At 61.2% G+C, this 25,681-nt stretch carries 25 protein-coding genes and 2 pseudogenes; 18 read left to right on the top strand and 9 right to left on the bottom strand.

Annotated elements, in window-relative coordinates; genetic code table 11:
* From VNV36_RS02015 to VNV36_RS01995, 5 genes and pseudogenes are all read left to right on the top strand, one after another.
* Positions 1–127: pseudogene (locus VNV36_RS02015) on the top strand (IS110 family transposase); the annotation flags it as partial.
* A gap of 118 nt (positions 128–245) precedes the next feature.
* The gene (locus tag VNV36_RS02010) at positions 246–557 is read left to right on the top strand and encodes a PepSY domain-containing protein (RefSeq protein WP_325715742.1); all 312 of its coding nucleotides are present in this window, start codon (positions 246–248) and stop codon (positions 555–557) included.
* Positions 554–865: a PepSY domain-containing protein gene (locus tag VNV36_RS02005; protein WP_325715740.1), complete on the top strand. Its 312-nt coding sequence runs from the start codon at positions 554–556 to the stop codon at positions 863–865. The genes VNV36_RS02010 and VNV36_RS02005 overlap by 4 nt, the downstream gene beginning before the upstream one ends.
* A gap of 3 nt (positions 866–868) precedes the next feature.
* Complete coding sequence (locus VNV36_RS02000; RefSeq protein ID WP_325715738.1) at positions 869–1,537, top strand: response regulator transcription factor; 669 nt, start codon at positions 869–871, stop codon at positions 1,535–1,537.
* A complete protein-coding gene (locus tag VNV36_RS01995) occupies positions 1,534–2,847 on the top strand; it encodes a sensor histidine kinase (protein WP_325715737.1) in 1,314 nt (437 codons plus the stop codon). Before VNV36_RS02000 ends, VNV36_RS01995 begins: the two co-directional genes overlap by 4 nt.
* Before the next feature lie 137 nt (positions 2,848–2,984).
* Here the strand turns inward: VNV36_RS01995 and VNV36_RS25685 are convergent, their stop codons facing one another.
* On the bottom strand, positions 2,985–3,740 hold the full coding sequence (locus tag VNV36_RS25685; RefSeq protein WP_371699990.1) for a methyl-accepting chemotaxis protein: 756 nt from the start codon (positions 3,738–3,740) through the stop codon (positions 2,985–2,987).
* Between the two features lie 102 nt (positions 3,741–3,842).
* Positions 3,843–3,989: pseudogene (locus tag VNV36_RS25680) on the bottom strand (HAMP domain-containing protein); the annotation flags it as partial.
* 1,586 nt (positions 3,990–5,575) lie between these two features.
* Between VNV36_RS25680 and VNV36_RS01985 the strand changes: the two are divergent.
* Both VNV36_RS01985 and ctpM read left to right on the top strand, forming a co-directional pair.
* Positions 5,576–6,892 carry a Na+/H+ antiporter family protein gene (locus VNV36_RS01985; protein WP_325715733.1) on the top strand — a complete coding sequence of 439 codons (1,317 nt, stop codon included), beginning with the start codon at positions 5,576–5,578 and terminating at the stop codon, positions 6,890–6,892.
* Between the two features lie 199 nt (positions 6,893–7,091).
* The gene (gene ctpM / locus VNV36_RS25895; RefSeq protein WP_325715731.1) at positions 7,092–8,774 is read left to right on the top strand and encodes a methyl-accepting chemotaxis protein CtpM; all 1,683 of its coding nucleotides are present in this window, start codon (positions 7,092–7,094) and stop codon (positions 8,772–8,774) included.
* A gap of 115 nt (positions 8,775–8,889) precedes the next feature.
* Here the strand turns inward: ctpM and VNV36_RS01975 are convergent, their stop codons facing one another.
* Positions 8,890–9,825, bottom strand: a complete 936-nt coding sequence (locus tag VNV36_RS01975) for a LysR family transcriptional regulator (protein WP_325715744.1) — start codon at positions 9,823–9,825, stop codon at positions 8,890–8,892.
* Between the two features lie 112 nt (positions 9,826–9,937).
* On the opposite strand from VNV36_RS01975, the gene VNV36_RS01970 reads away from it, so the two are divergent.
* From VNV36_RS01970 to VNV36_RS01960, 3 genes are all read left to right on the top strand, one after another.
* The gene (locus VNV36_RS01970) at positions 9,938–10,423 is read left to right on the top strand and encodes a DMT family transporter (protein ID WP_325715729.1); all 486 of its coding nucleotides are present in this window, start codon (positions 9,938–9,940) and stop codon (positions 10,421–10,423) included.
* A gap of 3 nt (positions 10,424–10,426) precedes the next feature.
* On the top strand, positions 10,427–10,879 hold the full coding sequence (locus tag VNV36_RS01965) for a DMT family transporter (RefSeq protein WP_325715727.1): 453 nt from the start codon (positions 10,427–10,429) through the stop codon (positions 10,877–10,879).
* 525 nt (positions 10,880–11,404) lie between these two features.
* Complete coding sequence (locus tag VNV36_RS01960; protein WP_080902506.1) at positions 11,405–11,572, top strand: metallothionein; 168 nt, start codon at positions 11,405–11,407, stop codon at positions 11,570–11,572.
* 22 nt (positions 11,573–11,594) lie between these two features.
* Here the strand turns inward: VNV36_RS01960 and VNV36_RS01955 are convergent, their stop codons facing one another.
* Entirely contained in the window at positions 11,595–11,870 is a 276-nt protein-coding gene (locus VNV36_RS01955; RefSeq protein ID WP_325715723.1) for a hypothetical protein, read from the bottom strand.
* Positions 11,871–11,905: 35 nt separating this feature from the next.
* The gene (locus VNV36_RS01950; RefSeq protein WP_016775403.1) at positions 11,906–12,133 is read right to left on the bottom strand and encodes a DUF6555 family protein; all 228 of its coding nucleotides are present in this window, start codon (positions 12,131–12,133) and stop codon (positions 11,906–11,908) included.
* A 137-nt stretch (positions 12,134–12,270) separates the two neighbouring features.
* Between VNV36_RS01950 and VNV36_RS01945 the strand changes: the two genes are divergently transcribed.
* The 5 genes from VNV36_RS01945 to mnmH all read left to right on the top strand — a co-directional run bounded on the left by VNV36_RS01945 (position 12,271) and on the right by mnmH (position 16,753).
* Positions 12,271–13,047, top strand: coding sequence for an AraC family transcriptional regulator (locus VNV36_RS01945; RefSeq protein WP_325715721.1), 777 nt, complete (start codon positions 12,271–12,273; stop codon positions 13,045–13,047).
* Positions 13,048–13,257: 210 nt separating this feature from the next.
* The gene (locus tag VNV36_RS01940; protein ID WP_007969534.1) at positions 13,258–13,431 is read left to right on the top strand and encodes a DUF1427 family protein; all 174 of its coding nucleotides are present in this window, start codon (positions 13,258–13,260) and stop codon (positions 13,429–13,431) included.
* A 31-nt stretch (positions 13,432–13,462) separates the two neighbouring features.
* Entirely contained in the window at positions 13,463–14,419 is a 957-nt protein-coding gene (locus VNV36_RS01935; RefSeq protein ID WP_325715718.1) for a quinone oxidoreductase family protein, read from the top strand.
* A gap of 196 nt (positions 14,420–14,615) precedes the next feature.
* Positions 14,616–15,650 (top strand): selenide, water dikinase SelD, encoded by a 1,035-nt coding sequence (gene selD, locus VNV36_RS01930; protein ID WP_325715716.1) that lies wholly within the window; start codon positions 14,616–14,618, stop codon positions 15,648–15,650.
* On the top strand, positions 15,650–16,753 hold the full coding sequence (gene mnmH / locus VNV36_RS01925; protein ID WP_325715714.1) for a tRNA 2-selenouridine(34) synthase MnmH: 1,104 nt from the start codon (positions 15,650–15,652) through the stop codon (positions 16,751–16,753). The genes selD and mnmH overlap by 1 nt, the downstream gene beginning before the upstream one ends.
* Positions 16,754–16,862: 109 nt before the next feature.
* Here mnmH and VNV36_RS01920 read toward each other — a convergent pair whose 3' ends face one another.
* Entirely contained in the window at positions 16,863–17,537 is a 675-nt protein-coding gene (locus tag VNV36_RS01920) for a histidine phosphatase family protein (protein ID WP_325715712.1), read from the bottom strand.
* A gap of 282 nt (positions 17,538–17,819) precedes the next feature.
* Here VNV36_RS01920 and VNV36_RS01915 point away from each other — a divergent pair, with 282 nt between their 5' ends.
* The gene (locus VNV36_RS01915) at positions 17,820–18,518 is read left to right on the top strand and encodes a glutathione binding-like protein (protein WP_325715710.1); all 699 of its coding nucleotides are present in this window, start codon (positions 17,820–17,822) and stop codon (positions 18,516–18,518) included.
* Positions 18,519–18,740: 222 nt separating this feature from the next.
* Positions 18,741–19,715 carry a porphobilinogen synthase gene (hemB, locus tag VNV36_RS01910; protein ID WP_325715708.1) on the top strand — a complete coding sequence of 325 codons (975 nt, stop codon included), beginning with the start codon at positions 18,741–18,743 and terminating at the stop codon, positions 19,713–19,715.
* 96 nt (positions 19,716–19,811) lie between these two features.
* Here hemB and VNV36_RS01905 read toward each other — a convergent pair whose 3' ends face one another.
* The 3 genes from VNV36_RS01905 to VNV36_RS01895 form a co-directional block, all read right to left on the bottom strand.
* Entirely contained in the window at positions 19,812–20,255 is a 444-nt protein-coding gene (locus tag VNV36_RS01905; RefSeq protein WP_325715706.1) for a hypothetical protein, read from the bottom strand.
* Positions 20,256–20,377: 122 nt separating this feature from the next.
* Positions 20,378–21,904: an FAD-dependent oxidoreductase gene (locus VNV36_RS01900; RefSeq protein ID WP_325715704.1), complete on the bottom strand. Its 1,527-nt coding sequence runs from the start codon at positions 21,902–21,904 to the stop codon at positions 20,378–20,380.
* A 200-nt stretch (positions 21,905–22,104) separates the two neighbouring features.
* On the bottom strand, positions 22,105–24,309 hold the full coding sequence (locus tag VNV36_RS01895; RefSeq protein WP_325715702.1) for a TonB-dependent receptor: 2,205 nt from the start codon (positions 24,307–24,309) through the stop codon (positions 22,105–22,107).
* Between the two features lie 274 nt (positions 24,310–24,583).
* Here VNV36_RS01895 and VNV36_RS01890 point away from each other — a divergent pair, with 274 nt between their 5' ends.
* Positions 24,584–25,666 (top strand): DUF1615 domain-containing protein, encoded by a 1,083-nt coding sequence (locus tag VNV36_RS01890; protein ID WP_325715700.1) that lies wholly within the window; start codon positions 24,584–24,586, stop codon positions 25,664–25,666.
* The last annotated feature ends 15 nt before the right edge of the window (positions 25,667–25,681 follow it).

The raw sequence follows: 25,681 nt of genomic DNA, 5'->3' as shown, positions 1-25,681 counted from the left end.
GAGGCTTCTCGAAAACACAGGCGTTGGTAGCTCTTGCTCGCAAGCTCTGTCGAGTGGCGTTCGCCCTGATGAAGAACCAGAGCGAATATCGCTTAACCTGAAATTGCGGGGTTGCTACGCAACATAGAATCTCCCACAGGGAAACTTGCCAGCAGTGGGGGCACAATGATGGCCATTCAGTTTGAGTTAAGTTGATCCCGTTAAGGTGCCCACCGTAAGCAACCTATAAGAATCCGGAGACACCCGTGAACACCCTGACTGCCCTGATCACTGCCGCCATCATCGGCCTCACCGCCGGTACTGCTCTTGCGCGCGACCTCGGCCCGGACGAAGCGCTTCGTTTGCGCGACGCTGGTACTATCGTCTCCTTCGAGAAGCTCAACGCCATCGCGCTGGAAAAACACCCCGATTCGGAAATCACCGAAACCGAGCTGGAAGAAGAGTACGGCAAGTTCATTTACCAGATCGAACTGCGCGACCCGAAAGGTGTGAAGTGGGATCTGGAATTCAACGCCGTCGATGGTCAAGAGCTCAGGAATCATCAGGATACGGAATGAAGCTGAATATTCGCGCCACCCGCCTGACGGCGCTGGCGCTGGTGTTGTTGGGCACCACTGCCATGGCCCGCGACTTGGATCAGGACGAGGCGCTGGATCTGCGTCGTCAGGGCGTGATCCTGCCGCTCGAGCAAGTGCTGCAGCAGGCCATGGATCGTTACCCCGGCGCCAAACTGCTGGAAGTCGAGCTGGAAGAAAAACACGACGTGTATGTATACGAAGTCGAGTTGCTGACGGTTGAAGGCGTGGCGCGCGAGCTGCACTTGAAGGCCGACACCGGCGAGTTAGTCAAAGACAAGGAAGATTGATCGATGCGTTTGCTTCTGGTGGAAGACCACGTACCGCTGGCCGACGAATTGCTCGCCGGCCTGCAACGCCAAGGCTACGCGGTGGACTGGCTGGCCGATGGCCGCGATGCGGTGTATCAGGGTGGCAGCGAACCCTATGACCTGATCATCCTCGACCTCGGCCTGCCGGGCGTACCGGGGCTCGAGGTGCTGGCGCAGTGGCGCGCCGCCGGTCTGGCGATTCCGGTGCTGATTCTCACCGCGCGTGATTCCTGGGCCGAGCGCATCGAAGGCCTGAAGGCGGGCGCCGACGATTACCTGACCAAACCGTTCCACCCGGAAGAGCTGTACCTGCGCATTCAGTCGCTATTGCGTCGCTCCAAGGGCCAGTCCAACCAGCCGACCCTGCAAGCCGCCGGTCTGCACCTGGACGAGGGACGTCAGTGTGTGGTTCGCGATGGTGCCGATATTCAACTGACCGCCGCCGAGTTCCGCCTGCTGCGCTATTTCATGCTGCACCCTGAACAGATCCTCTCCAAAAGCCATCTTGCCGAACACCTGTATGACGGCGAAACCGAGCGTGACTCCAACGTGCTGGAAGTCCACGTCAATCACTTGCGACGCAAGCTCGGCAAAAGCGTGATTGAAACCCGGCGCGGTCAGGGTTACCTGTTCGGCGGACAAGCTTCATGAGATCGATCCAGCGCCGTTTGAGCCTGGGTCTGATCAGCGTGATGGTGATAGTCGGTCTGCTGCTGGCGCAAATCAGCCTGTGGTTGTTCGAGGTCGGTCTGCAGCGCTATCTCGAAGCCGGCCTGCGCAACGACAGCGAAAGCCTGCTCGTGGCGCTGGTGCGCGGCCCGCAAGGCCTGCAACTGGATGAGCGGCATTTGTCGCCGGCCTATCAGCGGCCGTTTTCCGGGCATTACTTTCGCATCGACTTCTCCGACAGCCATTGGCGTTCGCGCTCGTTGTGGGACCAGGAACTGCCGCTGCTGCAACAGCCGGGGCTGCACAGCAACCTGCAACTGGGCCCCGGCGGGCAACGCTTGCTGATACTGCGTTCGGACTATCGCCGCCTGGGCCAGTCGATCTCGATCAGCGTGGCGCAGGATTACACGCCGGTCAGCGACAGTTTCCAGCGCATGCGCCAGATCGGGCTTGGCCTGGGTCTGGCGGCACTGTTGTTGATCCTGTTCCTGCAACGCCTGACCGTGCGCCGCGCCCTGAAACCACTGGAGCGCGCGCGCGAGCAGATCGCCCAGTTGCAGCAGGGCCAGCGCTCGCAACTCGACGAGAGTGTGCCGGTGGAACTGGAACCGCTGGTGGCGCAGATCAACCATCTGCTCGCGCACACCGAAGACAGCCTCAAGCGCTCGCGCAATGCCTTGGGTAATCTCGGCCATGCGCTGAAAACGCCGTTGGCGGTGCTGCTGAGTCTGGCCTCCAGCGACAAGCTCGATGACCATCCCGAGCTGCGCAGGATTCTCAAGGAACAACTGGAACAGGTGCAGCAGCGCCTCAATCGCGAACTCAACCGCGCGCGACTGTCCGGTGATGCGCTGCCCGGTGCGCTGTTCGATTGCGACGCGGAATTGCCGGGGTTACTGGCGACGCTGAACATGATTCATGGCGAGCATCTGGCCTTGAGTTACGTGGCGCCAGCGGGCCTGCAACTTCCCTGGGACCGTGAGGACTTGCTCGAACTGCTCGGCAACCTGCTCGACAACGCCTGCAAATGGGCAGATGCCGAGGTGCGTCTGAGCGTGATCGAGCGTACTGACGGTTTCGCCCTGAGCGTGGAAGATGACGGCCCGGGGATTCCCGAGGAACAGCGGGCTCAGGTATTCAGCCGGGGCACGCGCCTGGATGAACAGACCCATGGTCACGGGCTGGGGCTGGGAATAGTGCGGGATATCGTCGATACCTGGGGTGGCTTGCTGGTGCTGGGCGAGAGCGAGTGGGGCGGGTTGAAAGTAGTGATTGAGCTGCCTAAGCGCTAACCCCAAGCCTTACGCAAATCCTGTAGGAGCTGTCGAGTGCAACGAGGCTGCGATCTTTTGGTGTTGCTATACCAGATCGGAAGATCGCAGCCTCGTTGCACTCGACAGCTCCTACAGGCTCCTACAGGTTGTCAGGGTCAGACCCGGAACTGATCCATCAACCGCTGCTGCTGGTTCGCCAGGCTGTTGAGCGACTGGCTGACCCGCGCCGATTCATTCGCCTGCCCGGACAATGACTCGGTCACATCGCGAATCGTCGCCACGTTGTTGTTGATCTCCTCAGCCACCGCGCTCTGCTCTTCGGCGGCACTGGCAATCTGCAGGTTCATGTCGCTGATCACCGTCACCGCATCGCCGATCTGCCGCAGCGCCGTCACCGCCTGGCCAACCTGTTCAACGCTGCCCTGCGCCTGCCGATGGCTGTTGCCCATCGAACCGACCACTTCCTGCGTGCCGTTCTGCAATTGCTCGATGACCTGACGGGTTTCCTCCACCGACTCCTGAGTGCGGCGCGCAAGGTTGCGCACCTCGTCGGCAACCACCGCAAAACCGCGCCCGGCTTCACCGGCGCGGGCGGCTTCGATGGCGGCGTTGAGCGCGAGCAAGTTGGTCTGCTCGGCGATGGCGCGGATGGTTTCCAGCACCGTGCCGATTTTCTCGCTGTTGGCGGCCAGGCCCTCGACCTGAACCATCGCAGCGCTCATGTCGGCGGCGAGGGTGTCGATGCTCGCGGTAGTGCGGTCGATCACGGTCAGCCCCTGGCGAGTGGCGCGGTCGGCGTCCTTGGCGGCTTCGGCGGCCTGTGCGGCACTGCGTGCGACGTCCTGCGCGGTGGCGCTCATTTCGTGGGAAGCGGTGGCGACCTGATCGACCTGACGGTACTGCTGCTCCATGCCGGCGCTGGTCTGGGTGGCGATGGCCGAGGACTGATCGGCGGTGTTGCGCGCATCCTGCACCGAGCGTTTCACCTCGGCGATGATCGGCTGCAGCTTGTCGAGAAAACGGTTGAACCAGCCGGCCAGTTGCCCGAGTTCATCCTGCTTGTCGTAGGCCAGACGCCGGGTCAGGTCGCCTTCGCCGCTGGCGATGTCTTCGAGCATGTGCGCCACGCCGAGGATCGGTCTGGTCACGCTGCGCGCCATCAGCCACACCAGCAGCAGGCCGATCAGCGCGGCGAGCAGGCCAAGGCTCAGTTCCATCAGCGTGCCTGACCTGTTGCTCGCATCCAGTTGTTGCTTGAGCGCTTCGGCGCGGCTGACCAGAACTTTCTCCGGCACATCGAGCAACACGCCCCACGCCGGCCCGCCGGGAATCGGCTGGAACGGCGACAGCACTTTCAACTGGCCGTTGCTGTGCAGGCTACTCACCCCGGTGCTTGAGGCCAGCAGGCGCAGCAGCTCGCTGCCACTGGCCTGATCCACCGCATCCAGGCGCTGGCTGAGCTTGCCGGCATCCGGACTGTAACCGGCGAGCAGGCCAGCGGGGCTGACAATGCTCACGGCGGTCTGACCGTCATAAAGCTTCTTGCTGGCGTTCTGGCTGATCGCTTGCAAACTGTTGAGGTTGATATCGACCGACAGTGAAGCGATGACTTTGCCGTTGACCTGCAGCGGGAAGACGATGCTGGTCATCAGCACTTTCTGGCCGTCGATGACGTAGAAGTACGGCTCGATCACACAGGGTTTGAGGGTCGTGCGCGGGCAGGTGAACCAGGCGTTGGCGGCTTGACCGCTGGGGCCGGTGCTGGTGTCGCTCATATCGCTTTCCGGCAGCGCCATCGAGTGCACCTTGCCCGGGGTCGGCTGCGACCAGTACAGGGCAAAACGACCTTTGTCGTTGCTGCCCAGCTCGGCCTGACCGGCAAACAGTTCGTCCTTGCCGTCCAGTGCATTGGCTTCGAACACCAGCGACAGGCCGAGCAGCTCCGGGTTGGCTTGCAGCGCGGATTTGACCTGACGGGTCATGTCTTCGCGCAGATCGAAGGCGTCGAGAAAACGCTTTTCGGCCTGCTCGCGCAGAAACAACACCTGCCGCGAGAAACCGTGACCGTACTGATAGGCATCCATGAACTGCTGGCGAATGCCGGCGGCCTGCACCTCGCCTTGCGATTCAATACGCGCCTGCGCCGACTCGGTGAGCATCTCCATGCTCGAAGCTTTGACCAGCGCCGAGCTGTGCTCCATGCGATACAGCGAAAGACCCACCAACAGGGTCACGATACCGGCCAGGCAAAGCCCGGCGAGCAGGGTGATTTTCCATTGGATGGAAAGTTGTCTGAGTGACATGGAGAACATCCTTATCCGATAAATATCTGAGACTTTGCACTGTAGCGGCCATGTTTGCGCTTTCTTTATCCTGGGGACGCAATAGGGCGAGTTGCTGCACTTCGCCGATCTTCCGTTCAACGCGACCCCTGTGGCGAGGGAGCTTGCTCGCGCTGGGGTGCGAAGCGCCCCCAAATCCTGCGAAGACGTTCATTCAGTCACTCTGTACATACCGGATTACGACTGCTGCGCAGCCGAGCGGGAGCAAGCTCCCTCGCCACAGGTGATCTCCTGCAGGAGGCTTCAGCGCTTGTTTCAGTCGCTCGCTTTGACACCACCGCTACTCTACGGCACAGTGCGCGCCCTCTAATAAGACCCTCTTTGCCAATCCGCCGGCCAGTCCCGGGCGGACTCATCCTGTCTGGCGGTGTGTTTCCACCCGCAGTGTTTTTCGAGGTAGTGAAATGAATGCAGTCATAGCAGCCGTCGGCGTCATGCTGATCCTCAGCCTGTCGCGCGTGCATGTGGTGATCGCGCTGATCGTCGGGGCGCTCGTCGGTGGTCTGACCGGTGGTCTGGGTATCGAAGCGACGCTCAAAGCGTTCAACAGCGGTCTGGGCGGCGGCGCGACGGTGGCGTTGTCCTACGCGCTGCTTGGCGCTTTCGCCGTGGCAATCGCCAAGTCCGGCCTGGCCCATGCGCTGGCCGACAAGGCCCTGGCCATGGTTGACCGGCAACATGCGACCGGCGGCGGCAATGTCAAATGGCTGCTGATCGGCCTGCTCTGGGTGGTGGCGATCGCCTCGCAGAACATTCTGCCGATCCACATCGCCTTCATTCCGCTGCTGGTGCCGCCGCTTCTATATGTACTGACCAAGCTGCAACTCGACCGGCGCCTGATCGCCTGCGTGATGACGTTCGGCCTGATCACCCCGTACATGTTCCTGCCGGTGGGCTTCGGCAATATCTTCCTCAATGAAATCCTGCTGGCCAACGTTGCGCGCAGCGGCGTCGACATCAGTGGTATCAATGTCACCCACGCCATGGGCATTCCGGCGCTGGGCATGCTGGTCGGCCTCGGCATCGCGTTCATCAGCTATCGCAAGAAGCGTGTTTACGACCTCGCCAAAATCGAGCAGGTCGAACAGACAGCGGTGCAGTACAACCCGCTGAGCCTGATGATTGCCGGCGTGGCGATCGCCGCCGCGTTCGTCATTCAGTTGCTGCTGGACTCGATGATCATCGGCGCGCTGGCCGGTTTCCTGATCTTCTCGGCGTCAGGCATCGTCAAGTGGCGCGAGACCGATGATCTGTTCACCGAAGGCATGAAGATGATGGCCATGATCGGTTTCATCATGATCGCCTCGTCCGGTTTCGGCGAAGTGATCAAGGCCACCGGCGAAGTGCAGACGCTGGTAGAAGCGTCGGCAGCGTGGATCGATCACAGCAAAGGCGTCGGTGCCCTGATGATGTTGCTGGTGGGGCTGTTGGTGACCATGGGCATCGGCTCGTCGTTTTCCACCGTGCCGATCCTCGCGGTGATTTTCGTGCCGCTGTGCGTGCAACTGGGCTTCAGCCCGATCGCCATCGTCTGCATCGTCGGCACTGCCGGGGCGCTGGGTGACGCCGGCTCGCCGGCCTCGGACTCGACCCTCGGCCCGACGTCCGGCCTGAACATCGACGGCCAGCATCACCACATCTGGGACACCGTGGTGCCGACCTTCCTGCACTACAACCTGCCACTGCTGGTGTTTGGCTGGGTGGCGGCGATGGTTCTCTAAAAACTCACAATCGCCCAATGTGGGAGCGAGCCTGCTCGCGAAGGCGGCGTGTCAGTCGACACACGGGTTGCTGACCCAATGCTTTCGCGAGCAGGCTCGCTCCCACAGGGGATCGGGTATTTCCCGGATTCAACTTTTGCCCCGGCGTGCCGTTAAAGCCTTTAACCACGCCAACAAAATCAAAAGAGTGAGTCCCCCGATGCGCCTGAGTCTCAAGGCTAAAGTGCTGTCCCTTGCCGTTCTGCCGGTGCTGCTCTTTGCGCTGGTCATCAGCGTGACCACGCTGTTCATCCTCCAGGAACAGGCGCGCAAGGAAGTCGAACAGACCCGCGAGCGTCTGCTCAGCGACGCCAAGGCCACTCTGCAAAGCTACGTTGCCGTGGCCATGACCACGATCAAACCGCTTTACGACGCCGCTGCTCCGGGTGACGACGCCGCGCGGGCGCAGGCGATCAAATTGCTCTCGGGCATCCGCTATGGCAAGGACGGCTACTTCTTCGGCTACGACTCCGAGACCGTGCGCCTGTTCAAGGCCAACGACCCCGACGGCGTGGGCAAAAGCTTCAAGGACAACCGCGACCCGAATGGCGTCTACGTCAACCTCGGGCTGGTCAAAGTGGCCAAGGACGGCACCCACTATCTGCAATACAGCTCGCCGCTGCCGGGCAACGCCAAGGTGCTGGTGCCGAAACTCGGCTACACCGAATATTTGCCGAAATGGGACATGGCGGTTGGTACTTCGGTCAACCTCGACGGCATCGAATCTCAGGTGGCGCAGGTCGAAGCGCAAGTGCAGGAGCGTGTGCAAGGCGTGGTGCTGAGCATCGTCGGCGTCGCTGTGCTGGTGCTGTTGCTGATCGCGGCGGCGGGCATGCTGCTGGCCAACACCATTCTGCGCCCCTTGACGCAAATGAAAGCCAGCCTCGACGACATCGCGGCGGGCGAGGGCGATCTGACCCAGCGCCTGAACATCACCAGCCAGGACGAACTCGGCGAACTCGCCGGTTCGTTCAACCGCTTCGTCGACAAGATCCACGGGCTGGTGCGGCAGATCACCGAAATGACCACGCAGCTCACCGGACTGGTCACCCAGGTGTCGGAACAGGCCCAGCGTTCCGATCAGGCCATGGAACGCCAGCGCCACGAAACCGATCAGGTCGCCACGGCGATCAACGAAATGTCCGCCGCCGCTCAGGAAGTCGCCAAGAGCGCGCAGAACGCCGCCGTCGCAGCGCAACAGACCGATGAAGAAGGCCAGAGCGCCAAGCGCGTGGTGGCGGGCAGCATCAAACAGATTCATGCGCTGGTCGATGACATCCGCAACAGCGGCGTGTCGCTCGATAGCCTGCAGCAGGACGTCAGCTCGATTGTCGGCGTGCTCGGGGTGATCCGTTCGATTGCCGAGCAGACCAACCTGCTGGCCCTCAACGCGGCGATCGAAGCGGCCCGCGCCGGTGAGGCCGGACGTGGTTTCGCCGTGGTAGCCGACGAAGTGCGCGCGCTGGCCAGCCGCACGCAGATCAGCACCCAGGAAATCCAGGGCATGATCGACCGCTTGCAGGCGGGCACGCAGCAGGCAGTCGAAGCGATGCGCCGCTCCAGCGAGGCCGGCGACGGCACTTCGCAGCAGGCCAATCAGGCCGGGGCGTCGCTGGATGCCATGGCGCAGTTGATCGCGACGATCAACTCGATGAACGCGCAGATCGCCAGCGCGGCAGAAGAGCAGACGGCGGTGGCCGAGGAAATCAACCGCAGCGTGCATCAGATTGCGGTGGCGGTGGACAGCGTGGCCGATGAAACGCAATTGGGCGCGCAGACTTCGCGCAGTCTGGCGGAGCTGGGGCAGCGGTTGGGCAAGCTGGTCGGCCAGTTCCGTATCTGACGCCGTACACAGTCCCCGTAGGAGCTGCCGAAGGCTGCGATCTTTTGATCTGCTCGTGAAAAAGGTCAAAAGATCGCAGCCTTCGGCGGCTCCTACATGGGGATTTGGGTGGAGTTCAAACTCGGTCCCAATAGGGAATCTCGCCAAAGCATTCGACATAAAAATCAATCACCGTGCGCACCTTCACCGACAACCGCCGACTTCCCGGCCACAGCACGGCAATCTGCTGCGGCTCCAGACTGTTCGACACCTGATACTCCCGCAGCACCGGCACCAGCGTGCCTTCGCGCACCGCTTCGCCGATCAGCCACGACGGAAACATCACCAGCCCCAGGCCCTGTTGCGCGGCCTGGGTGAGGGTGTCGGCGTGGTTGCCAGTGATCGGGCCTCTGACCGTGTACGGCGTCCAGTCCTCGTCATCGCGGCGGAAAAACCAGCGTTGCTGACCGGCCGCACCCTTGTAGGCCAGGCACTGATGTTGCGCGAGTTCGTCCGGATGCTGCGGGGTGCCGTGGCGGTTGAGATAGGCCGGGCTGGCGGCGACCTGAAAGCGGTGCGGTGCCAGAACCCGCGCCTGCATGCCTGAGTCGTGCAGCGGGCCGATGCGAAACAACAGATCGGCGCCTTCCTGCAGCGGATCGATGTAATGGTCGGTTTGCTGGATATCCAGTTGCAGCTTCGGATAGCGCGTGCAGAGCTCGCCAAGCCACGGCGTCAGATGGCGTTGGCCGAACACCACCGGGGCGTTGATGCGCACAAGTCCCGTGGGTTCGCTTTGCTGCTCCTGCAACGCCTGCTCGGCCTCTTCCAGTTGCACCAGCAGCAGCCGCGCATGATGACCGAGCATGCGCCCGGCTTCGGTTGGCGTGACGGCGCGGGTGTGGCGGTAGAGCAATTGCTGGTTCAGCGCCTGTTCCATCAACTGGATCTGCCGCGAAATCGACGAGGGTGCCACGCCTTCGCGGCGGGCGACTTCGGAAAAACTGCCGTGGTCGAGCACCGCTACAAACAGTCTTAACGCTTTGAATCCCAGTTCATTGAGCCCGTGCATGGCGTTCTCGCTGTGCGTGTTGCGCAAAAGTGTTGTCCGGATGCTCCCATTTATCGCACAGCCACGCCAGCCGATAATCCGCGCCATTGTTTATGAGCGTGGAAGGTTGTGTATGCGGACGTTGGATGAGGGGTTGGTTGCGGCACCGGTGAAGAGGTCGGTGTTACGCCTGTTGTTGCTGCCGTTGGTGATACTCGCCGGCATGGGTTTGTCGGTGGAGGCCGGCTTGCTTGGCCCGCTGGGCGAGCAGGTCGGACATTTGTGGGCGACGCTGAGCATTTTTGGCGTGGGCTCGGCGATTCTGTTTTTGCTGACGTTGTTCGCGGGGCCGCAGAAAGGCCCGGCGCTGACCCAACTGCCGCGCTGGCAGTTGATCGGCGGTTTCCTCGGGCCGATGTACGTTGTGGTGCTGACTCTGGCGACGCCGCACGTCGGCATTGCCATGACGATGATTGCGATTTTGTCCGGGCAGGTCGGCAAGAGTGTGTTGATCGACCATTTCGGCTGGTTCGGCACGACGCGCAAAAAGGTCAACGGCGAGCGCTGGCTGGCGTTGGGTTTGATTGTGGTGGCTTTGGTTCTGATTGCGCGGGGGTGAATGATGAGTCTGGTGATTTTGTTGGCGGTGGTGGTGATGGCCGGCGCGGTGTTGAGTGTTCAGGCGGCAATCAATGGTCGTTTGGGCGAGACGGTGGGGGTACTGCGTAGCAGTCTGCTGACGTTTGCGGTAGGTGCGGTGGTGACCGGGTTGTTGATCCTGTTTTTCGAGCCGGCGCAGGCGGTGAGTCTGCTGGAGGTGCCGAAGTGGCAGTTGACCGGGGCGCTGTTTGGCGTGGTGTACATGATGGTGATGGTTGGCGCGGTGCCGGTGGTGGGGACGGCTGTGGCAACTGTGGCGGTGATTGTCGGGCAGCTGGGGATGGGGATGTTGATCGATAATTTTGGCTGGTTGGGAAATCCGGCGATCGGGTTGTCTTCGAGTCGGATGTTGGCGATGGTGTGTCTGGCGGTGGCTTTGGTGTTTATGTATCGGAGTTCGCGTCAGGCGCAGTGATTCTGGAGTACATATCCGTTGCTGCGGGTGTTGCGACTGGCGGTTTCGCCCTTACGGCGAGTCCCTTTTGGCAAACGCCCCAAAAGGAACCAAAAGGTCTGCGCCCTGACGTTCGGCCCGCTCGCTGGGGCTCGGGGTTCCTTCGCTGCGGGATCGATCTTGGCGCAGCGGCTCCGGTTTGCTTCGCTGCACCTACACTCGCTGTGTCTGGCTACGCCAAACGGTCGCTGCGCTCCCACGCCCGGATCGATCCCTCCACTCAGCCTGCCGACGGGCTCTGAGATCAAGATCAAAAGCGGTACTCGAGCTTGCGCTCATCGTGTGTAGGAGCTGCCGAAGGCTGCGATCTTTTGATCTTGCTTTGCTTTGCTTTTGCTGTTCTGTGGGAGCGAGCCTGCTCGCGAAAGCCATCTTCCCGTCGCTCAATCTCTCAACACCTGCCCACCCTGCAAAACCACCTCCTACACTGTCTCCTACGGCTTGCCACTAAAGCCTCAGACCACCACCACGCAAGGAGTCTGTCCCATGTCCGATAAAAAATGCGACTGCCCCGGCTGCAACTGCACCCTCAAAGAGGGTGAGCATTCCTACGCTGTGCACGGTAAACACTACTGCTGCGAGGCCTGCGCCCATCACCACAAGCACGGTGAAGAATGTGCGATGAAGGGCTGCGGCTGCGCTCATCCGAAATAATCACGGCAAAAAAAAGTGGAGCCTAATCAGGCTCCACTTCCATTTTCAGACTGTCGTCTTCCCGTCGCTCGACGTGCCTCACCGTGCCTTGCAGCGTTCGCCCTTCGACCTTGACCACAACGATCTTCGCCTGGCCCAGATCATCCGGTACCGGTGCCTTGACGCACAAAGTGAAGCGGTAAGGGTCATCGGCAACCGTTTCCAGCCAGACCTGGCAATCCACCGTTTTGGTGATTTGCCCGAAGAACGTAGTCAGGCCGTAGTCCAGTCTGGCTGGGTGAGACGTGGAGTCGTTCATCAGGCAATTCCCCTTGTACGGTTACAGCGATGGCTTCAGTTGGTCTGACGCCAGGTGACGTTTTCCAGGCCGAATTTTTCTGCCATCGGTTTGCTGGTCTTTTGCACTTTCTCGCGACCGAAGCGCGGGATGCGACCCACGCCGGCATCGCAGCTTGCCCAATGCCAGGCTTCGGCATTGTCCATTTTGTCCGAGCGGATAATGAACGACTTGGGGGTGCCATGCAGTGTGTAGTCGATGACATAAAGTTTTGCGTTGTTCATAAAGCCCGTATTCCTCCCTGTGGTATTAAACGGATCGCGCTGTGCCGAGAAAATTCAGTTGGATTGTCCGACGGTATCTATCGTTGGCGAGGGCGGGGCGTGCTGGTTACCATGGCGGCTTCGCCAACCCCCTGTGAATGCTTGCCATGGCCCTCGCCGCGCCCCCTGATCTGAGTGATACCGATGTGCCCGTGCAACCGCTGGCAAGGACGTATCCGCGTGGCTTGTATATCGAGCCGCACGACCATGTCTGGGGACAGTTGCTGTATGCAATGAGCGGGGTGATGTGGGTCGAAACCCCGCACGAGGCGCTGGTGGCGCCGCCGCAGCGAGCGGTGTGGTTGCCGCCGGGAGTGCCGCACGGCATTCGTGTGGTGTCGGACTTGCAGATGCGTAATATCTACTTGCGTCCGGCATTGGCGGCGACGCTGGATGCCACAGTGCAGGTGATCGAGGTCGGCGGTTTGCTGCGCGAGTTGATCGTCGGGCTGGTGGCGCAGGGCGAGCAGGGCGAGCCTGAGTATTACGAAGCATTGGTCGGGCTGGCGTTGTTGGAACTGCGCCGTGCAAGGCGTTCGCCGTTGAAGATTCCGATGCCGGATGGGTCCGACCGGCGCTTGATGAACCTTTGTCAGGCGGTGATGGCCGCGCCGTCGTTGCACATCCCGTTCGAACACCATGCGGAAAACGCCGGGGCCAGCGTGCGCACCCTGGCGCGCTTGTTCAAGGACAGCCTCGGCATGGGCTTCGCCGAGTGGCGGCGGCAGGTACAACTGGCGACAGCGGTTGCAGCGTTGATCCAGGGCGTGGCGGTGAGCGTCATCGCCCGCGACCTGGGCTATTCGCCGAGTAGCTTCAGCGACATGTTTCGCCGTGAACTGGGGGTGGCGCCTTCGCAATTCTCCGTCGCCTGAGAACAACGCTGTGGGAGCGAGCCTGCTCGCGAAAGCTTTGGATCAGGCAATGAAGGGCTGACTGAAAGACCGCATTCGCGAGCAGGCTCGCTCCCACAGGGTAACTGTTGTGATTGGCTTGGTTTGTCCGAAATCCAGAAGTCCTTGGCCGATGCCCGCGCGGGCGTTTCCCTAGACTCTGCCCATCACTTGACGCGGCGGAGTTCCTCCATGAATTACCTCATTTCTCTGGCCATTGGCCTGGGCGTCGGCCTGCTCTACGGCGCGCTCGATTTCCGTTCCCCTGCGCCACCGGCAATTGCGCTGGTCGGTCTGCTCGGCATGCTCGCCGGTGAGCAGTTGTGGCCGATGGGCCGGCAACTGGTCGCTGGCTGGTTGTCCTGAATTTCCTTTTTTCCTTTCGGTGGATGTGCCCATGAAAGCGTTGCAATTCGATCAGACCGGCGACCTGTCCTCCCTGCGTTTCGTTGACGTCCCGACTCCGGTGCCAGGCGCTGATGAAGTGCTGGTGCAGATCAAAGCTGCCGGCCTCAACCCCAGTGATGTGAAAAACGTCCTCGGGCGTTTTCCTTACACCACGTTGCCGCGGGTACCGGGGCGGGACTTTGCCGGGGTGGTGGTCGAAGGGCCCCAAGCGTTGATCGGCCAGGAAGTCTGGGGCACCGGTCGTGAGTTGGGCTTCTTCGCCGACGGCGCCCATGCGCAATTCGTCAAACTGCCGGCCAGCGGCGTGGCGCGTAAACCGGGACATTTGAGTTTTGCTCAGGCAGCCAGCCTCGGCGTGCCATACACCACTGCGTGGGATGCGCTGGAACGCAGCCTGGTCAGCGCCGACACGCGGTTACTGGTGATCGGCGGCGGGGCGGTGGCGACTGCTGCGTTGGCGCTGGCAAAAGTGCGCGGTGCGCAGTTGCTGGCGGCGGCACGACGGCCCGAGCAGGTGGCCGATCTGCAGGCGCAGGGCTATCAGGCGATTCAACTGGATAAGCCCGACGACCTCGGTGGGCAGGTCAACGCCGTGTATCGCGGCGGCGCCGATGTGATCTTCGACACCACCGGTTTCTGGCTGCCGGCCTCGGTCGCGGCACTGGCCACTTTCGGCCGCATCGCCATCATCGCCGCGCCGGTGGACGGCCATGTGCAACTGCCGGCGCTGGCGTTGTACCGCAAGGGCGGCTCGGTGGTCGGGATCAATTCGTTGTTGTACGGCGTTGAAGCCTGCGCGGCGATGCTCGAGCAGTTTGGCCGCTTTTTCGATGAGCATCGGTTGCCGCTGCCACAAGGGCTGGTGGAAGTCCCGCTGGCTGAAGGGCAGGCGCGGTATGTCGAGGTCAATCAGGGTGGTGGCGACAAGATCATTTTGCTTCCCTGACCTACGCACGACCCCAGCCACCCGGATAACCTGTGGGAGCGAGCCTGCTCGCGAAGGCGGTTTATCAGCTGCAACATGTATCGGCTGACACGGCCCCTTTGCGAGCAGGCTCGCTCCCACCATGAACCTCAGGATGAAACATCCCGCGGCAGTCGCTCTGCTAGAATCCGCCCCATTCATTGCCAGAGACTCTCCCATGAGCGAGCCGATTCGTCTGACCCAATACAGCCATGGCGCCGGGTGTGGCTGCAAGATTTCCCCGCAGGTGCTGGAAGTGATCCTCGCCGGCAGCGGCGCGCAGAATCTCGATCCAAAATTGTGGGTCGGCAACGCGTCGCGCGATGACGCGGCGGTGTACGAGATCGATGCCGAACGCGGTGTGGTGTCGACCACCGATTTTTTCATGCCGATTGTCGATGACCCGTTCGACTTCGGCCGCATCGCCGCGACCAACGCGATCAGCGACATCTACGCGATGGGCGGCGATCCGTTGATGGCGATTGCGATCCTCGGCTGGCCGGTGAATGTGCTGGCGCCGGAAGTGGCGCGCGAAGTGATTCGCGGCGGTCGCTCGGTGTGTGACGCGGCGGGCATTCCGTTGGCGGGCGGGCATTCGATCGATGCGCCGGAGCCGATCTTCGGCCTCGCGGTCACCGGGCTCGTGGACAAGCGCCACATGAAGCGCAACGACACGGCCACCGCCGGTTGCCTGTTGTACCTGACCAAACCGCTGGGCATCGGCATCCTTACCACCGCCGAGAAAAAGGGCAAATTGCGCGCTGCCGACGTTGGCGTGGCCCGCGACTGGATGTGCACCCTGAACAAGCCCGGCAGCCGGTTCGGCAAGCTCGCCGGTGTCACCGCAATGACCGATGTCACCGGTTTCGGCCTGCTCGGGCATCTGGTGGAAATGGCCGATGGCAGCCAGCTGACCGCGCGCATCGCTTATAGCCGCGTGCCGCGTCTGGACAGCGTCGAGTACTACCTCGATCAGGGCTGCGTGCCGGGCGGCACGCTGCGCAATTTCGACAGCTATTCGAGCAAGGTTGGCCGTGTGCAGGAGCTGCACAAACGCGTGCTGTGCGATCCGCAAACCAGTGGCGGTCTGCTGATTGCGGTCACCCCTGAAGGCAATGAAGAGTTCCTCGGCGTTGCTGCCGAACTGGGCCTGAACCTTGAGCCGATCGGCGAACTGGTCGAGCGACAGACCCACGCAGTCGAGGTGATCTGATGCTCCGCGACTGCTCCGACTACCGCGATATTTTCCTCAACGACCGGCCTATGATGGATGCCCGCGCGCCGGTCGAGTTTCACAAGGGCGCGTTCCCCGGCGTGGTCAATCTGCCGCTGATGAATGACCTGGAACGGCAGAAGATCGGCACCTGCTACAAGCAGCACGGCCAACAAGCCGCCATCGAACTGGGCCACCAACTGGTATCCGGCGCGGTGAAGGCCGAGCGTATCCAGGCCTGGGCCGAGTTCGCCAGGGCTCATCCCGATGGTTATTTGTATTGCTTTCGCGGCGGCTTGCGCTCGCAGATCACCCAGCAATGGCTGCGCGACGAGGCCGGCATCGACTATCCGCGGGTCGGCGGCGGCTACAAGGCGATGCGCAGTTTTTTGATCGATACGCTTGAACAGGCCATTGCGCAGTGTGATTTCGTTTTGCTGGGCGGCATGACCGGCACCGGCAAGACCGAAGTACTGGTGCAGTTGCGCAACGGTCTGGATCTGGAAGGCCACGCCAACCATCGCGGTTCCAGCTTCGGCAAACGCGCCACCGGGCAGCCGTCGAACATCGATTTCGAGAATCGCCTGGCCATCGACGTCCTCAAGAAACGTGATGCCGGTATCGAGCGGTTCGTGCTCGAGGACGAGAGCCGGGTGGTCGGCAGTTGCGCCTTGCCGTTGCCGTTATATCAAGGCATGCAGCAGTACCCGATGGTCTGGCTGGAAGACCGTTTCGAGGATCGTGTCGAGCGGATCCTGCGCGATTACGTGGTCGATCTGTCGGCGGAGTTTGCCTCGGTGCACGGTGAGAACGGCTTTGCATTGTTTTCCGAACGTCTGCTCGAAAGCCTCAATAACGTGCAGAAACGCCTCGGAGGTGAGCGCCACTCGCGGATGCTGGGGTTGATGGAACAGGCGCTGGCGGAGCAGGGCCGCAGCGGCGCGGTGGATCTGCACCGCGGCTGGATCGAGGGTTTGCTGCACGAATATTACGATCCGATGTATGTGTTCCAGCGCGAGAAGAAGGGCGGGCGCATCGAGTTTGCCGGGGAGCGTCAGGCGGTGACCGAATATTTGCGCGGGCGGGTGAGTCAGAAAGTCTGAGGTGGGTGCTACCGGCCTCTTCGCGAGCAGGCTCGCTCCCACAGGGAAATGCATTTCAACTGTGGGAGCGAGCCTGCTCGCGAAGAGGCAAGATCAGGCGATACCAATCTCAGGTCGGGCAAGTGTCCTTGCCGTTATCCAGCCCCTGCTTGTAACTGTGACTCTGCACACTGGCCCTGCCGTTGTGCCATTTCAGGGTCAGCACATACAACGAATCGAAATCGTCGCCCGCCCAGTCATCGGTAATCTTCTGCCGCTCGCCCACCGCATTGCCGGCGACCTTGTTGATCAGCTCCGGCAGGTAGCCATGGGACCAGGCGGTGTAGATCGTCGAGTTGTGGTACTTCTCGTCCAGCAGCTCGCGGGCCAGATCGCTGGTGTCGTTGGCGGAGAACTCAATGTTCACCGGCAAGCCGAGCTTGATCGCAACGGGGCTGATGGTCATCAGTGGGCGAATGTAGCTGTAGGAATTGTCCAGTTCGCCTTCTTCGACGTTGCGCGTCGGGTTGGCGGCGAACACGTAATCGGCCTTGCCGAATTTCTCCGGCAGCAGCGTCGACAGGTCGATGGCACGATTCAGGCCCTGGCAGTTGAGCTGGCCGAGGCCGCCTTCGGGTTTTTCCGCGTGGCGCAGAAACACCAGCGTCTGCGTGCCGTCCGCCGGCTGCGCGCGGCTCTCACTGGATTCGAGGGACAGGAATAACGCGCTGACTGCCAGCAGGGAGGGCAGGGCCACATACGCGCGATGTTTGAAACGTTTGGCGAAACTCATAAGGTTCGTCATCGATTGGCAGTTTCTTCAGCAATATCGGTTAAGGCTGACAAACCTTGGCACCGCGGGCTCCCAGCACCGGGTGTTTCCCTGTCGTGAACAGCTTCCTCTGCGAGAAAGGCATAGCTCAGAGTCCTTGATCGCCCGTTGGTTCGATGCGGGCCAGTGCGCAGCACTGTAACGGCAACCTTTAAGGGCTGGGATGCAGGTTAGCGACAGGATGTTACGGTTCGTGTAGGCGCCAACCCGGGCCTACATTATGATCGGCTTTCAATTTGTGACTGGATGCTTCCAATGACCGATCTGTCTGCATTCCCGATTACTCAGAAATGGCCGGCGCAGTACCCGGACTGGATTCAGCTCTACTCCTTGCCGACCCCCAACGGCGTCAAAGTGTCGATCATGCTCGAAGAAATCGGCCTGCCGTATGAGCCGCACCGCGTCGGTTTCGACACCAACGATCAGACCTCGGCGGAGTTTCTCTCGCTGAACCCGAACAACAAGATCCCGGCGATTCTCGATCCGCACGGCCCGGACGACAAACCGCTGGCATTGTTCGAATCCGGCGCGATCCTGATTTATCTGGCGGATAAAAGCGGCCAGTTGCTCGCGCAGGAGGGCGCATTGCGCTATGAGACCGTTCAGTGGCTGATGTGGCAGATGGGCGGCGTCGGCCCGATGTTCGGCCAGCTCGGTTTCTTCAACAAGTTCGCTGGCAAAGACTACGAGGACAAGCGTCCGCGCGATCGCTATGTCGATGAAAGCAAACGCCTGTTGAACGTGCTCAATACCCGCCTTGAGGGCCGCGACTGGATCATGGGCGAGCGCTACACCATCGCCGACATCGCCACGTTCCCGTGGGTGCGCAATTTGCTCGGGTTCTATGAGGCGGGGGATCTGGTGGGCATTCAGAATTTCCCGAATGTCACGCGGGTGCTGGAGCGGTTCCTCACTCGCCCGGCAGTCATCCGCGGCCTGACCATTCCTTCCTGACTGAACGCAAGACCCCTGTAGGAGCTGCCGAAGGCTGCGATCTTCTGATCTTGTTGTTTAGATCAAAATCAAAAGATCGCAGCCTTCGGCAGCTCCTGCACGGATTGTTGCATCTGCGGTAACGCTCTCTTGAGCGATCCAGGTTTGTCCCGCACCCGCCGCAAGGCATAAGCTTCGCCCCCTACGACTTTCGTCTCATTCGCTGTTTTCAGGAAAGGCCCCATGTCCAGTCAGTTCCCCGAAGCACGTCCCCGCCGTCTGCGCCGCAATGCGAGCCTGCGCAGCCTGTTCCAGGAAACCGAATTCAGCCTGAACGATCTGGTGCTGCCGATCTTTGTCGAGGAAGACATCGACGACTTCGTGCCGATCACCAGCATGCCCGGTGTGCAGCGCATTCCCGAGCGCAAACTGGCCAGCGAAATCGAGCGCTATGCCCGTGCCGGCATCAAGTCGGTGATGACTTTTGGCGTGTCCCATCATCTCGATGCCAACGGCAGCGACACCTGGCGCGAAGACGGTCTGGTCTCGCGCATGTCGCGCATTGCCAAGGACGCCGTGCCGGAAATGATCGTGATGTCCGACACCTGCTTCTGCGAATACACCGATCACGGCCATTGCGGCGTGATGCACAACCACGAAGTCGACAACGACCAGACTCTGATCAACCTCGGCAAGCAAGCCGTGGCCGCCGCCAGTGCCGGGGCTGACGTGATCGCGCCGTCGGCGGCGATGGACGGCCAGGTGCGCGCGATTCGCCAGGCGCTCGACGCTGCCGGCTTCACGCAGATTCCGATCATGGCCTACTCGACCAAATTCGCTTCGGCACTGTACGGCCCGTTCCGCGAGGCCGGTGGCAGCGCGCTCAAGGGCGATCGCAAAAGCTATCAGATGAACCCGATGAACCGCCGCGAAGCCCTGCGCGAATCGCTGCTCGATGAGCAGGAGGGTGCCGACGCGCTGATGGTCAAGCCGGCTGGTGCTTACCTCGACATCATCCGCGACATTCGCCAGGCCTCGAACCTGCCATTGGCGGCGTATCAGGTCAGCGGTGAATACGCGATGATCAAGTTCGGCGCCCAGGCTGGGGCGATCGATGAGGATCGCGTGGTGCGCGAAAGCCTTGGCGCAATCAAGCGTGCCGGGGCGGATCTGATCTTCACTTACTTTGCGATGGATCTGGCGTTGGCGGGGATCTGAGAAAGGAATCGCAACTTGCAGCATTGCCTGTATGGAATGGTTGCTCCTTGTAGGCAGAGGCGTCAGGTTGCGATCGTCTCCATGACTCGATTTTTATCAGAAAAGAGCTTTGCTGAGTTTGACACCTAGCGACGCAGTGACATGCAGCGTTGGAGCACCAATTTTGTGTTCTATTGGATCGAAATCAGCTTTGATTTCTCCACTGAAACGAGTTTTATTTTCAGAAATCGTTAGATACAAGATTGATTGATTGGGCGATGCGTACGTCCAACCTGCATGATTTGCAAAGTACACTGCGGCGGTCTGGTAGTAGGTCGAAGGTATTTCATATGTTCCATCTTCCAGATCGCTGAAAATTTGAAATATAAAAGACCTGTCGTTGGCCTCCGTTCTCCCTCGGAACTCATATTTTACCCGCTGGGTTGAACGCAACTCGATCAAAGCAGCATTTAAAGGTTGGTGGTCGGCGACTTCGAACAGTGCGTTTAATGTTCCAGTGACCTCTATGTCTTGCACTTGGTCTGCGGTGGACAGTTCCATCTTGATTGCTCCTTGAAAACGGTGAGCAATGATTAGAGGTGGCGCTGCGCAATACGTCTACTGTCAGAGTTGACAGGTGTTCAGGTCTTTCCGACGAATGGCTGGCCAACGAAGTGTGAAGGTCACTGAAAAGGCCGGATGCCGTGATCGAGGAAGTAGCGTTCGATCACCTTCGGATCGGCGCTGCTATCGGCAATCGCCACATAGGTATCCGGCCGCAGCAGGTAAAACCCGTTGCGCCCCAACCCCGCCGTTTCAAACGCCGGGCGCCAGTCGAACATATGCAGCGGCAAATGATGTTCCGCGCACCAGGCAATCATTTCGTCGCTGGTGTCGCCATAGACATGCACCTGCCAGCATGGCTGGCGCAGCGGTTCGAAATTATCCCCCTCAGCATCATGCGCCCACGGCAGGCGGTCGCCGCCGTGCACGTGGCCGGCTTCGCCCTGACTCAGCGGCATGCCGCGATAGTTGAGGGTGACTTGCGAGACCGTGCGAAACAGGAACTCGCGGCTGGCCTCGAACGCGGCCATTTTCGGCAGCAGAAACGGCGCTACACGCATGCGCAACAGGTCGGCCATACGGCCCTCGGCGGTGACGATGCTGAACACTTTGTCGGTGGTCGACACCAGCCGGCGGGCGAAGGCGATGCGTTCGGTTTCGTAACTGTCGAGCAGTTTGGGTTCAGCGCCACCGCTGAGCACCGCTGCGAGTTTCCAGGCCAGATTGATCGCATCGCCGATGCCGGTGTTCATGCCTTGTCCGCCGGCGGGACTGTGGACGTGGGCGGCATCGCCGAGCAGAAATGCCCGACCGCTGCGAAAGTGCTCGGCCACGCGATGATGCACGCGGTAGGTGGAGAACCAGTGCACGTCTTCGATATGCACCTTCAGATGTTCGATGGCGCGGCTGCTGACGTCGGAAAATTCCAGGGTTTCGGCGCGCTCGGCACGTTCGTCACGCACCGTGCCGATCAACCGCGCGCGGCCTTCGCCGGCCAGCGGAAACACCGCCAGAAAATCCGCTTCGTCGAGGTCCAGATGCAGCTCGCCATTGAGCGCCGGGCCGCTGGCCGTGACGTCGGCGACGTAGAAAATCTGTTCATAGGTGCCGCCGGGGAAGTCGGTGTCGAGAGTTTTGCGCACCATTGAACGGGCGCCGTCGCAACCGGCCAGATAACAGGCCTGACAGATTTCCGGCCGGCCATCGGGCAGGCGCAGATGGGCGGTGATGGAGTCGCCGGTCTGCTGGAAACTGTCCAGCGCGGTATTGCGTTCGACGCTGACGCCGTAGTCTTCGAGGCGTTCGATCAGCAGCCGTTCATGCTCGTCCTGGGGGAAGATTTCGACGAAGGCGTAGGGTGTCAGGCCTTCGCCGATACGGTTGAGCGGCAGTTGCGCGACCGGTTTGCCGTTGACCCAGAAATTCGCCGCCGCCACCTGGTGGCCCCGACGCACGATGGTCTCGGCGAGGTCGAGTTGGCGGTACAGCTCGAGGGTTCGCGCCTGCACGGCCAATGCGCGGGAAGTGGTGCCGGGCGCGGAGGTCTTGTCGAGGATGCGCACGCGCACGCCGAGTTTGCTCAGCCACAGGGCGAGGACCAGACCGGTCGGGCCGGCACCGATGATCAGGACGTCGCTGCGGTTCATGGGGCTGTCCTCCTGTTGCGGTGCAGCAAGTATGGATCAGGTCGCCAGTTCCGGCCTCTTCGCGAGCAGGCTCGCTCCCACAGGGAACGCATTCCAGTGTAGGAGCGAGCCTGCTCGCGAAGGGGCCGGGTCAACCACCACAAAACCGAAAAGGCCCCGCAACGTGAAGCTGCGAGGCCCTTTTTACACTGCGATGACGTTTAGAAGTCGATAGTCCCGGACAACTTCGCCACCCGCGGTTCACCCTGGCTCAGATACCCGCCCTGAGCCGATTCCCAGTATTTCTTGTTTGCCACGTTTTCAACGCCGAAACGCAGCGTCACGTCCTTCTCCGAGACCTTGAACGCATACCGTGCGCCCGCGTCGAAGCGGTTCCAGGTCGGCAGGCTGAGGTTGTTCGCTGCATCAGCGTATTGCCCGCCCGTGCGCAACATCCGCGCATTCAGTGCGACGCCTTGCAGGCCAGGCACGTCCCAATCCACGCCGGCGTTGAACTGGAAGGTCGGCACGCCGATGGCATGGTTGCCGTCGTTGGCGCCGTTGAGGGTGTTTTTCAGTTCGGTGTCCATCAGCGTCAGGCCGCTGATCAGGCGCAGGCCTTCGATCGGCTCACCGAACACGTTCATTTCCACGCCTTTGTTGATCTGCTCGCCTTCACGCACATAGGTGCACGTGGTGGCGCTGTTGATTTCGCAATAACCGTCGCTTGGCTGTTCGATGCGATAAACGCCCAAGCTCGCGCCATAGGTGCCCATGTCGACCTTCACGCCGAGTTCGGTCTGCTTCGAGCGTTTTGGTGCGTAGACTTCGTTGCCGTTGGTCACGCGCAAACCGCCGGAGCTGGCCGGCGAGGTCGGCCCCTGCGCGAGGCCTTCGATGTGATTGGCGTAGAACGACACATGCTCCCACGGCTTGAAGACGATGCCGTACACCGGCGTGGTGATCGATTCGTCGTAGCTCGACTTCCTGTCGCCGCTGCCCCAACTGGCGTAGTTGTAGCCTTGTACCACCAGTTGCTGACGACGCAGGCCGGCGGTGACCAGTAGGCGGTCGTCGAAGAAACCGAGGGTGTCGGAGAGGGCGACGCTGCGGTTGAAGGTCTTGCCGACAATGCCCGGATCGTTCAGATCGCCACCGGCGAAGTTGCCGACCGGCGCCGGGGTGGTGACCGGGTGATAGATGTTGTTGGAGTAGCGGGTCAGGTCGAAATCATAGGCGCTGCGCTGCTCGGCCCAGATCCCGGTGAGGCCGAAATTGAGTTTGTGGCTGACCGGTCCGGTGTTGAATTTGCCGTTGAGGCCGGCCATGACGCTGGTGTTGTCCTCGTCATGGGGCACGAACGAGCCGGTGGTGAACGACGCACCGTTGTTGCCGACCAGGGTGGTCGAGTTATAGCGCCCGACCTCACGGGTATGCTTGGCGCCACCGGCGGCGTAGGCCGTCCAGTTGTCGTTGAGGTCGTACTCGGCACGCAGCATGCCGAAGGTGTCTTCGATGTCGGTGTAGCCCCACTTCGGCGCGTAGTTGGTGTCGGCCGAAGGCGCGTCCGGCAGGTGCGTGGCGGTGCCGAGGTTGACCGAGCTGCGGCCACCGTTGACGCGCTCCTTCTGATAGGCGAAGTCACCGGATAGCCGCAGCGCATCGCCGCGATAATCCAGGCCGATGGCGAACAGTTTCGAGCGCTGGTTCTCGTGATCGATGCCGGTGTCGCCCTCGCGCTGCGACAGGTTGATTCGTGCGCCGAAGCGGTTGTCTTCGCCGAAACGCTGGCCAATGTCGAAGTGCTGACCGATGCGGCCTTCGCTATTGATGTCGGTGGTGAAGCGGCGCAGCGGCACGTCGCCGGCACGCTTGGGTTGCAGGTTGACGCCGCCGCCGATGCCGGAGCCAGTCGGGGTCACTCCGTTGATAAAGGCGTTGGGGCCTTTGAACACTTCCACACGCTCCAGCGCATCGGTGGAAATGATCTGTCGGGGCAGCACGCCGTAGAGGCCGTTATAGGAAATGTCATCGCCGTTCAGCGGCAGGCCGCGAATCATGAAGACCTGCGCCTGGTTGGAGAACCCCGAGGCCTGGCGCACCGAGGAGTCGTTGAGCAGCACATCGGCGACGTTTTCCGCCTGCTGGTCCTGAATCAGTTGCTCGGTGTAGGACGCCGCGCTGAACGGCACGTCCATCATGTCTTGATTGCCCAGTACGCCCAACTGGCCGCCGCGCGCCACCTGACCACCGGCGTAGACCGGGGGCAGGGCGTTGGGAGCTGGGGCCTGGGCGTTGATGTTGACGTCGTCGAGCACCAGCTCTTTGCTGTTTTCTTCAGCAGCGTGGGCGGTGACGGTCAGGGAGCACAGCAGAGCAAGCAATGTCGGGCGGAACGGGGCGCCGAGTCGAGCTGAAGCGGGCATGTCGGATACCTGGAGGCGAGCGGCCAATGAATAATTAAAGAGCAGCGCGAAACTCCTTTCGCTAATGCGACTCCAGGCGCAAATGATAGGGTTTCGCAGTAACGTTTTGCAATCAGTTTGTCATCCATAGGAGCCGCCGCAGGCTGCGATCTTTTGACCTTGATCCTGGTCTTGATCTTGATCTGCAAAAAGCAAGATCAAAAGATCGCAGCCTGCGGCAGCTCCTACACGGGTTGTGTATGGTGGTCTGGCTAAATTGATTGGATGGAGCAACATGCGACTACTCATTACTCTCGGCACCTTGCTACTGCTCGCCGGTTGCGCCAGCCAGCGCAGCAACGAACCGGCACCGCGCCCGCCGGCCGAAGTGAAGGCTGAAATCGTTCGTCTGCTGCCGGCGAAAACTGCCGATCGCCAAGGCTGGGCCACCGACATCTACGCCGCGTTCGCTGCTCAGGGCATCAATACCACCACGCAGAATCTGTGTTCGGTGCTGGCCGTGGCTGAACAGGAATCCACTTTCCAGGCCGACCCGACGGTGCCCGGTCTGGGCAAGATCGCCCGCGACGAAATCGACCGCCGCGCCGCCAAGGTGCACATCCCGAGCTTGTTGGTCAGCGGTGCTTTGCAGGTTCGCTCGCCGAATGGCAAGACCTACAGCGAACGCCTCAATGCAGCGCGCAGTGAAAAAGAGCTGAGCGCGATTTTCGATGACTTCATCGGCATGGTACCGATGGGCCGTACGCTGTTCGGCGGCTTCAACCCGGTGCATACCGGTGGGCCGATGCAGGTCAGCATCGAGTTCGCCGAAGAGCACGCCGAGGATTACCCATACCCGGTGGACGGCACGATCCGCCGCGAAGTGTTCAGCCGACGCGGTGGCATGTACTTCGGCATCGCCCATTTGCTCGGTTACCCGGTGACCTATCGCGAGCCGCTGTATCGCTTCGCCGATTTCAATGCCGGCTGGTACGCCAGCCGCAATGCTGCTTTTCAGAACGCAGTCAGCCGTGCCTCGGGGATCCCGTTGACCCTGGATGGCGATCTGATTCGCTACGACTCGATCATGCCCGGCAGCACCGAGCTGGCGGTACGCACCCTCGGCAAATCGTTGGGCATGCGCAACCCGACTATTCGCGATCAGCTGGAAAAGGGCAAAACCCTGGAATTCGAAGAGACCAAGCTCTATCAGCGTGTGTTCGAGCTGGCGGAGCGGGCCGAAGGCAAGGCGTTACCCCGTGCGCTGTTGCCCGGGATCGTGCTGCAGAGTCCGAAAATCACCCGAAAACTCACCACAGCCTGGTTCGCCAAACGCGTGGACGAGCGCTACAAGCGCTGCATGGCCAAGGCCGGATAAAACAGGCAGGCATAA

The organism is Pseudomonas sp. (genome assembly GCF_035554175.1).
Lineage (GTDB): Bacteria > Pseudomonadota > Gammaproteobacteria > Pseudomonadales > Pseudomonadaceae > Aquipseudomonas.
Note: the sequence above shows the minus strand (reverse complement) of the source record. Positions and strands in the feature narration are given on the sequence as shown.

What these genes read in the sequence shown, in the direction of transcription:
- VNV36_RS01935 (WP_325715718.1), top strand. Translation starts at nt 13,463, where the DNA reads ATGAAAGCGTTGCAATTCGATCAGACCGGCGACCTGTCCTCCCTGCGT.
- VNV36_RS01915 (WP_325715710.1), top strand. Translation starts at nt 17,820, where the DNA reads ATGACCGATCTGTCTGCATTCCCGATTACTCAGAAATGGCCGGCGCAG.
- hemB (WP_325715708.1), top strand. Translation starts at nt 18,741, where the DNA reads ATGTCCAGTCAGTTCCCCGAAGCACGTCCCCGCCGTCTGCGCCGCAAT.
- VNV36_RS01940 (WP_007969534.1), top strand. Translation starts at nt 13,258, where the DNA reads ATGAATTACCTCATTTCTCTGGCCATTGGCCTGGGCGTCGGCCTGCTC.
- VNV36_RS01950 (WP_016775403.1), bottom strand. Translation starts at nt 12,133, where the DNA reads ATGAACAACGCAAAACTTTATGTCATCGACTACACACTGCATGGCACC.
- VNV36_RS01960 (WP_080902506.1), top strand. Translation starts at nt 11,405, where the DNA reads ATGTCCGATAAAAAATGCGACTGCCCCGGCTGCAACTGCACCCTCAAA.
- VNV36_RS01900 (WP_325715704.1), bottom strand. Translation starts at nt 21,904, where the DNA reads ATGAACCGCAGCGACGTCCTGATCATCGGTGCCGGCCCGACCGGTCTG.
- VNV36_RS25685 (WP_371699990.1), bottom strand. Translation starts at nt 3,740, where the DNA reads ATGGAGCAGCAGTACCGTCAGGTCGATCAGGTCGCCACCGCTTCCCAC.
- VNV36_RS02000 (WP_325715738.1), top strand. Translation starts at nt 869, where the DNA reads ATGCGTTTGCTTCTGGTGGAAGACCACGTACCGCTGGCCGACGAATTG.
- selD (WP_325715716.1), top strand. Translation starts at nt 14,616, where the DNA reads ATGAGCGAGCCGATTCGTCTGACCCAATACAGCCATGGCGCCGGGTGT.
- VNV36_RS01945 (WP_325715721.1), top strand. Translation starts at nt 12,271, where the DNA reads ATGCTTGCCATGGCCCTCGCCGCGCCCCCTGATCTGAGTGATACCGAT.
- VNV36_RS01895 (WP_325715702.1), bottom strand. Translation starts at nt 24,309, where the DNA reads ATGCCCGCTTCAGCTCGACTCGGCGCCCCGTTCCGCCCGACATTGCTT.
- VNV36_RS01955 (WP_325715723.1), bottom strand. Translation starts at nt 11,870, where the DNA reads ATGAACGACTCCACGTCTCACCCAGCCAGACTGGACTACGGCCTGACT.
- VNV36_RS01970 (WP_325715729.1), top strand. Translation starts at nt 9,938, where the DNA reads ATGCGGACGTTGGATGAGGGGTTGGTTGCGGCACCGGTGAAGAGGTCG.
- VNV36_RS01890 (WP_325715700.1), top strand. Translation starts at nt 24,584, where the DNA reads ATGCGACTACTCATTACTCTCGGCACCTTGCTACTGCTCGCCGGTTGC.
- VNV36_RS01985 (WP_325715733.1), top strand. Translation starts at nt 5,576, where the DNA reads ATGAATGCAGTCATAGCAGCCGTCGGCGTCATGCTGATCCTCAGCCTG.
- VNV36_RS01975 (WP_325715744.1), bottom strand. Translation starts at nt 9,825, where the DNA reads ATGCACGGGCTCAATGAACTGGGATTCAAAGCGTTAAGACTGTTTGTA.
- VNV36_RS01995 (WP_325715737.1), top strand. Translation starts at nt 1,534, where the DNA reads ATGAGATCGATCCAGCGCCGTTTGAGCCTGGGTCTGATCAGCGTGATG.
- VNV36_RS01905 (WP_325715706.1), bottom strand. Translation starts at nt 20,255, where the DNA reads ATGGAACTGTCCACCGCAGACCAAGTGCAAGACATAGAGGTCACTGGA.
- VNV36_RS01920 (WP_325715712.1), bottom strand. Translation starts at nt 17,537, where the DNA reads ATGACGAACCTTATGAGTTTCGCCAAACGTTTCAAACATCGCGCGTAT.
- ctpM (WP_325715731.1), top strand. Translation starts at nt 7,092, where the DNA reads ATGCGCCTGAGTCTCAAGGCTAAAGTGCTGTCCCTTGCCGTTCTGCCG.
- VNV36_RS01965 (WP_325715727.1), top strand. Translation starts at nt 10,427, where the DNA reads ATGAGTCTGGTGATTTTGTTGGCGGTGGTGGTGATGGCCGGCGCGGTG.
- mnmH (WP_325715714.1), top strand. Translation starts at nt 15,650, where the DNA reads ATGCTCCGCGACTGCTCCGACTACCGCGATATTTTCCTCAACGACCGG.
- VNV36_RS02005 (WP_325715740.1), top strand. Translation starts at nt 554, where the DNA reads ATGAAGCTGAATATTCGCGCCACCCGCCTGACGGCGCTGGCGCTGGTG.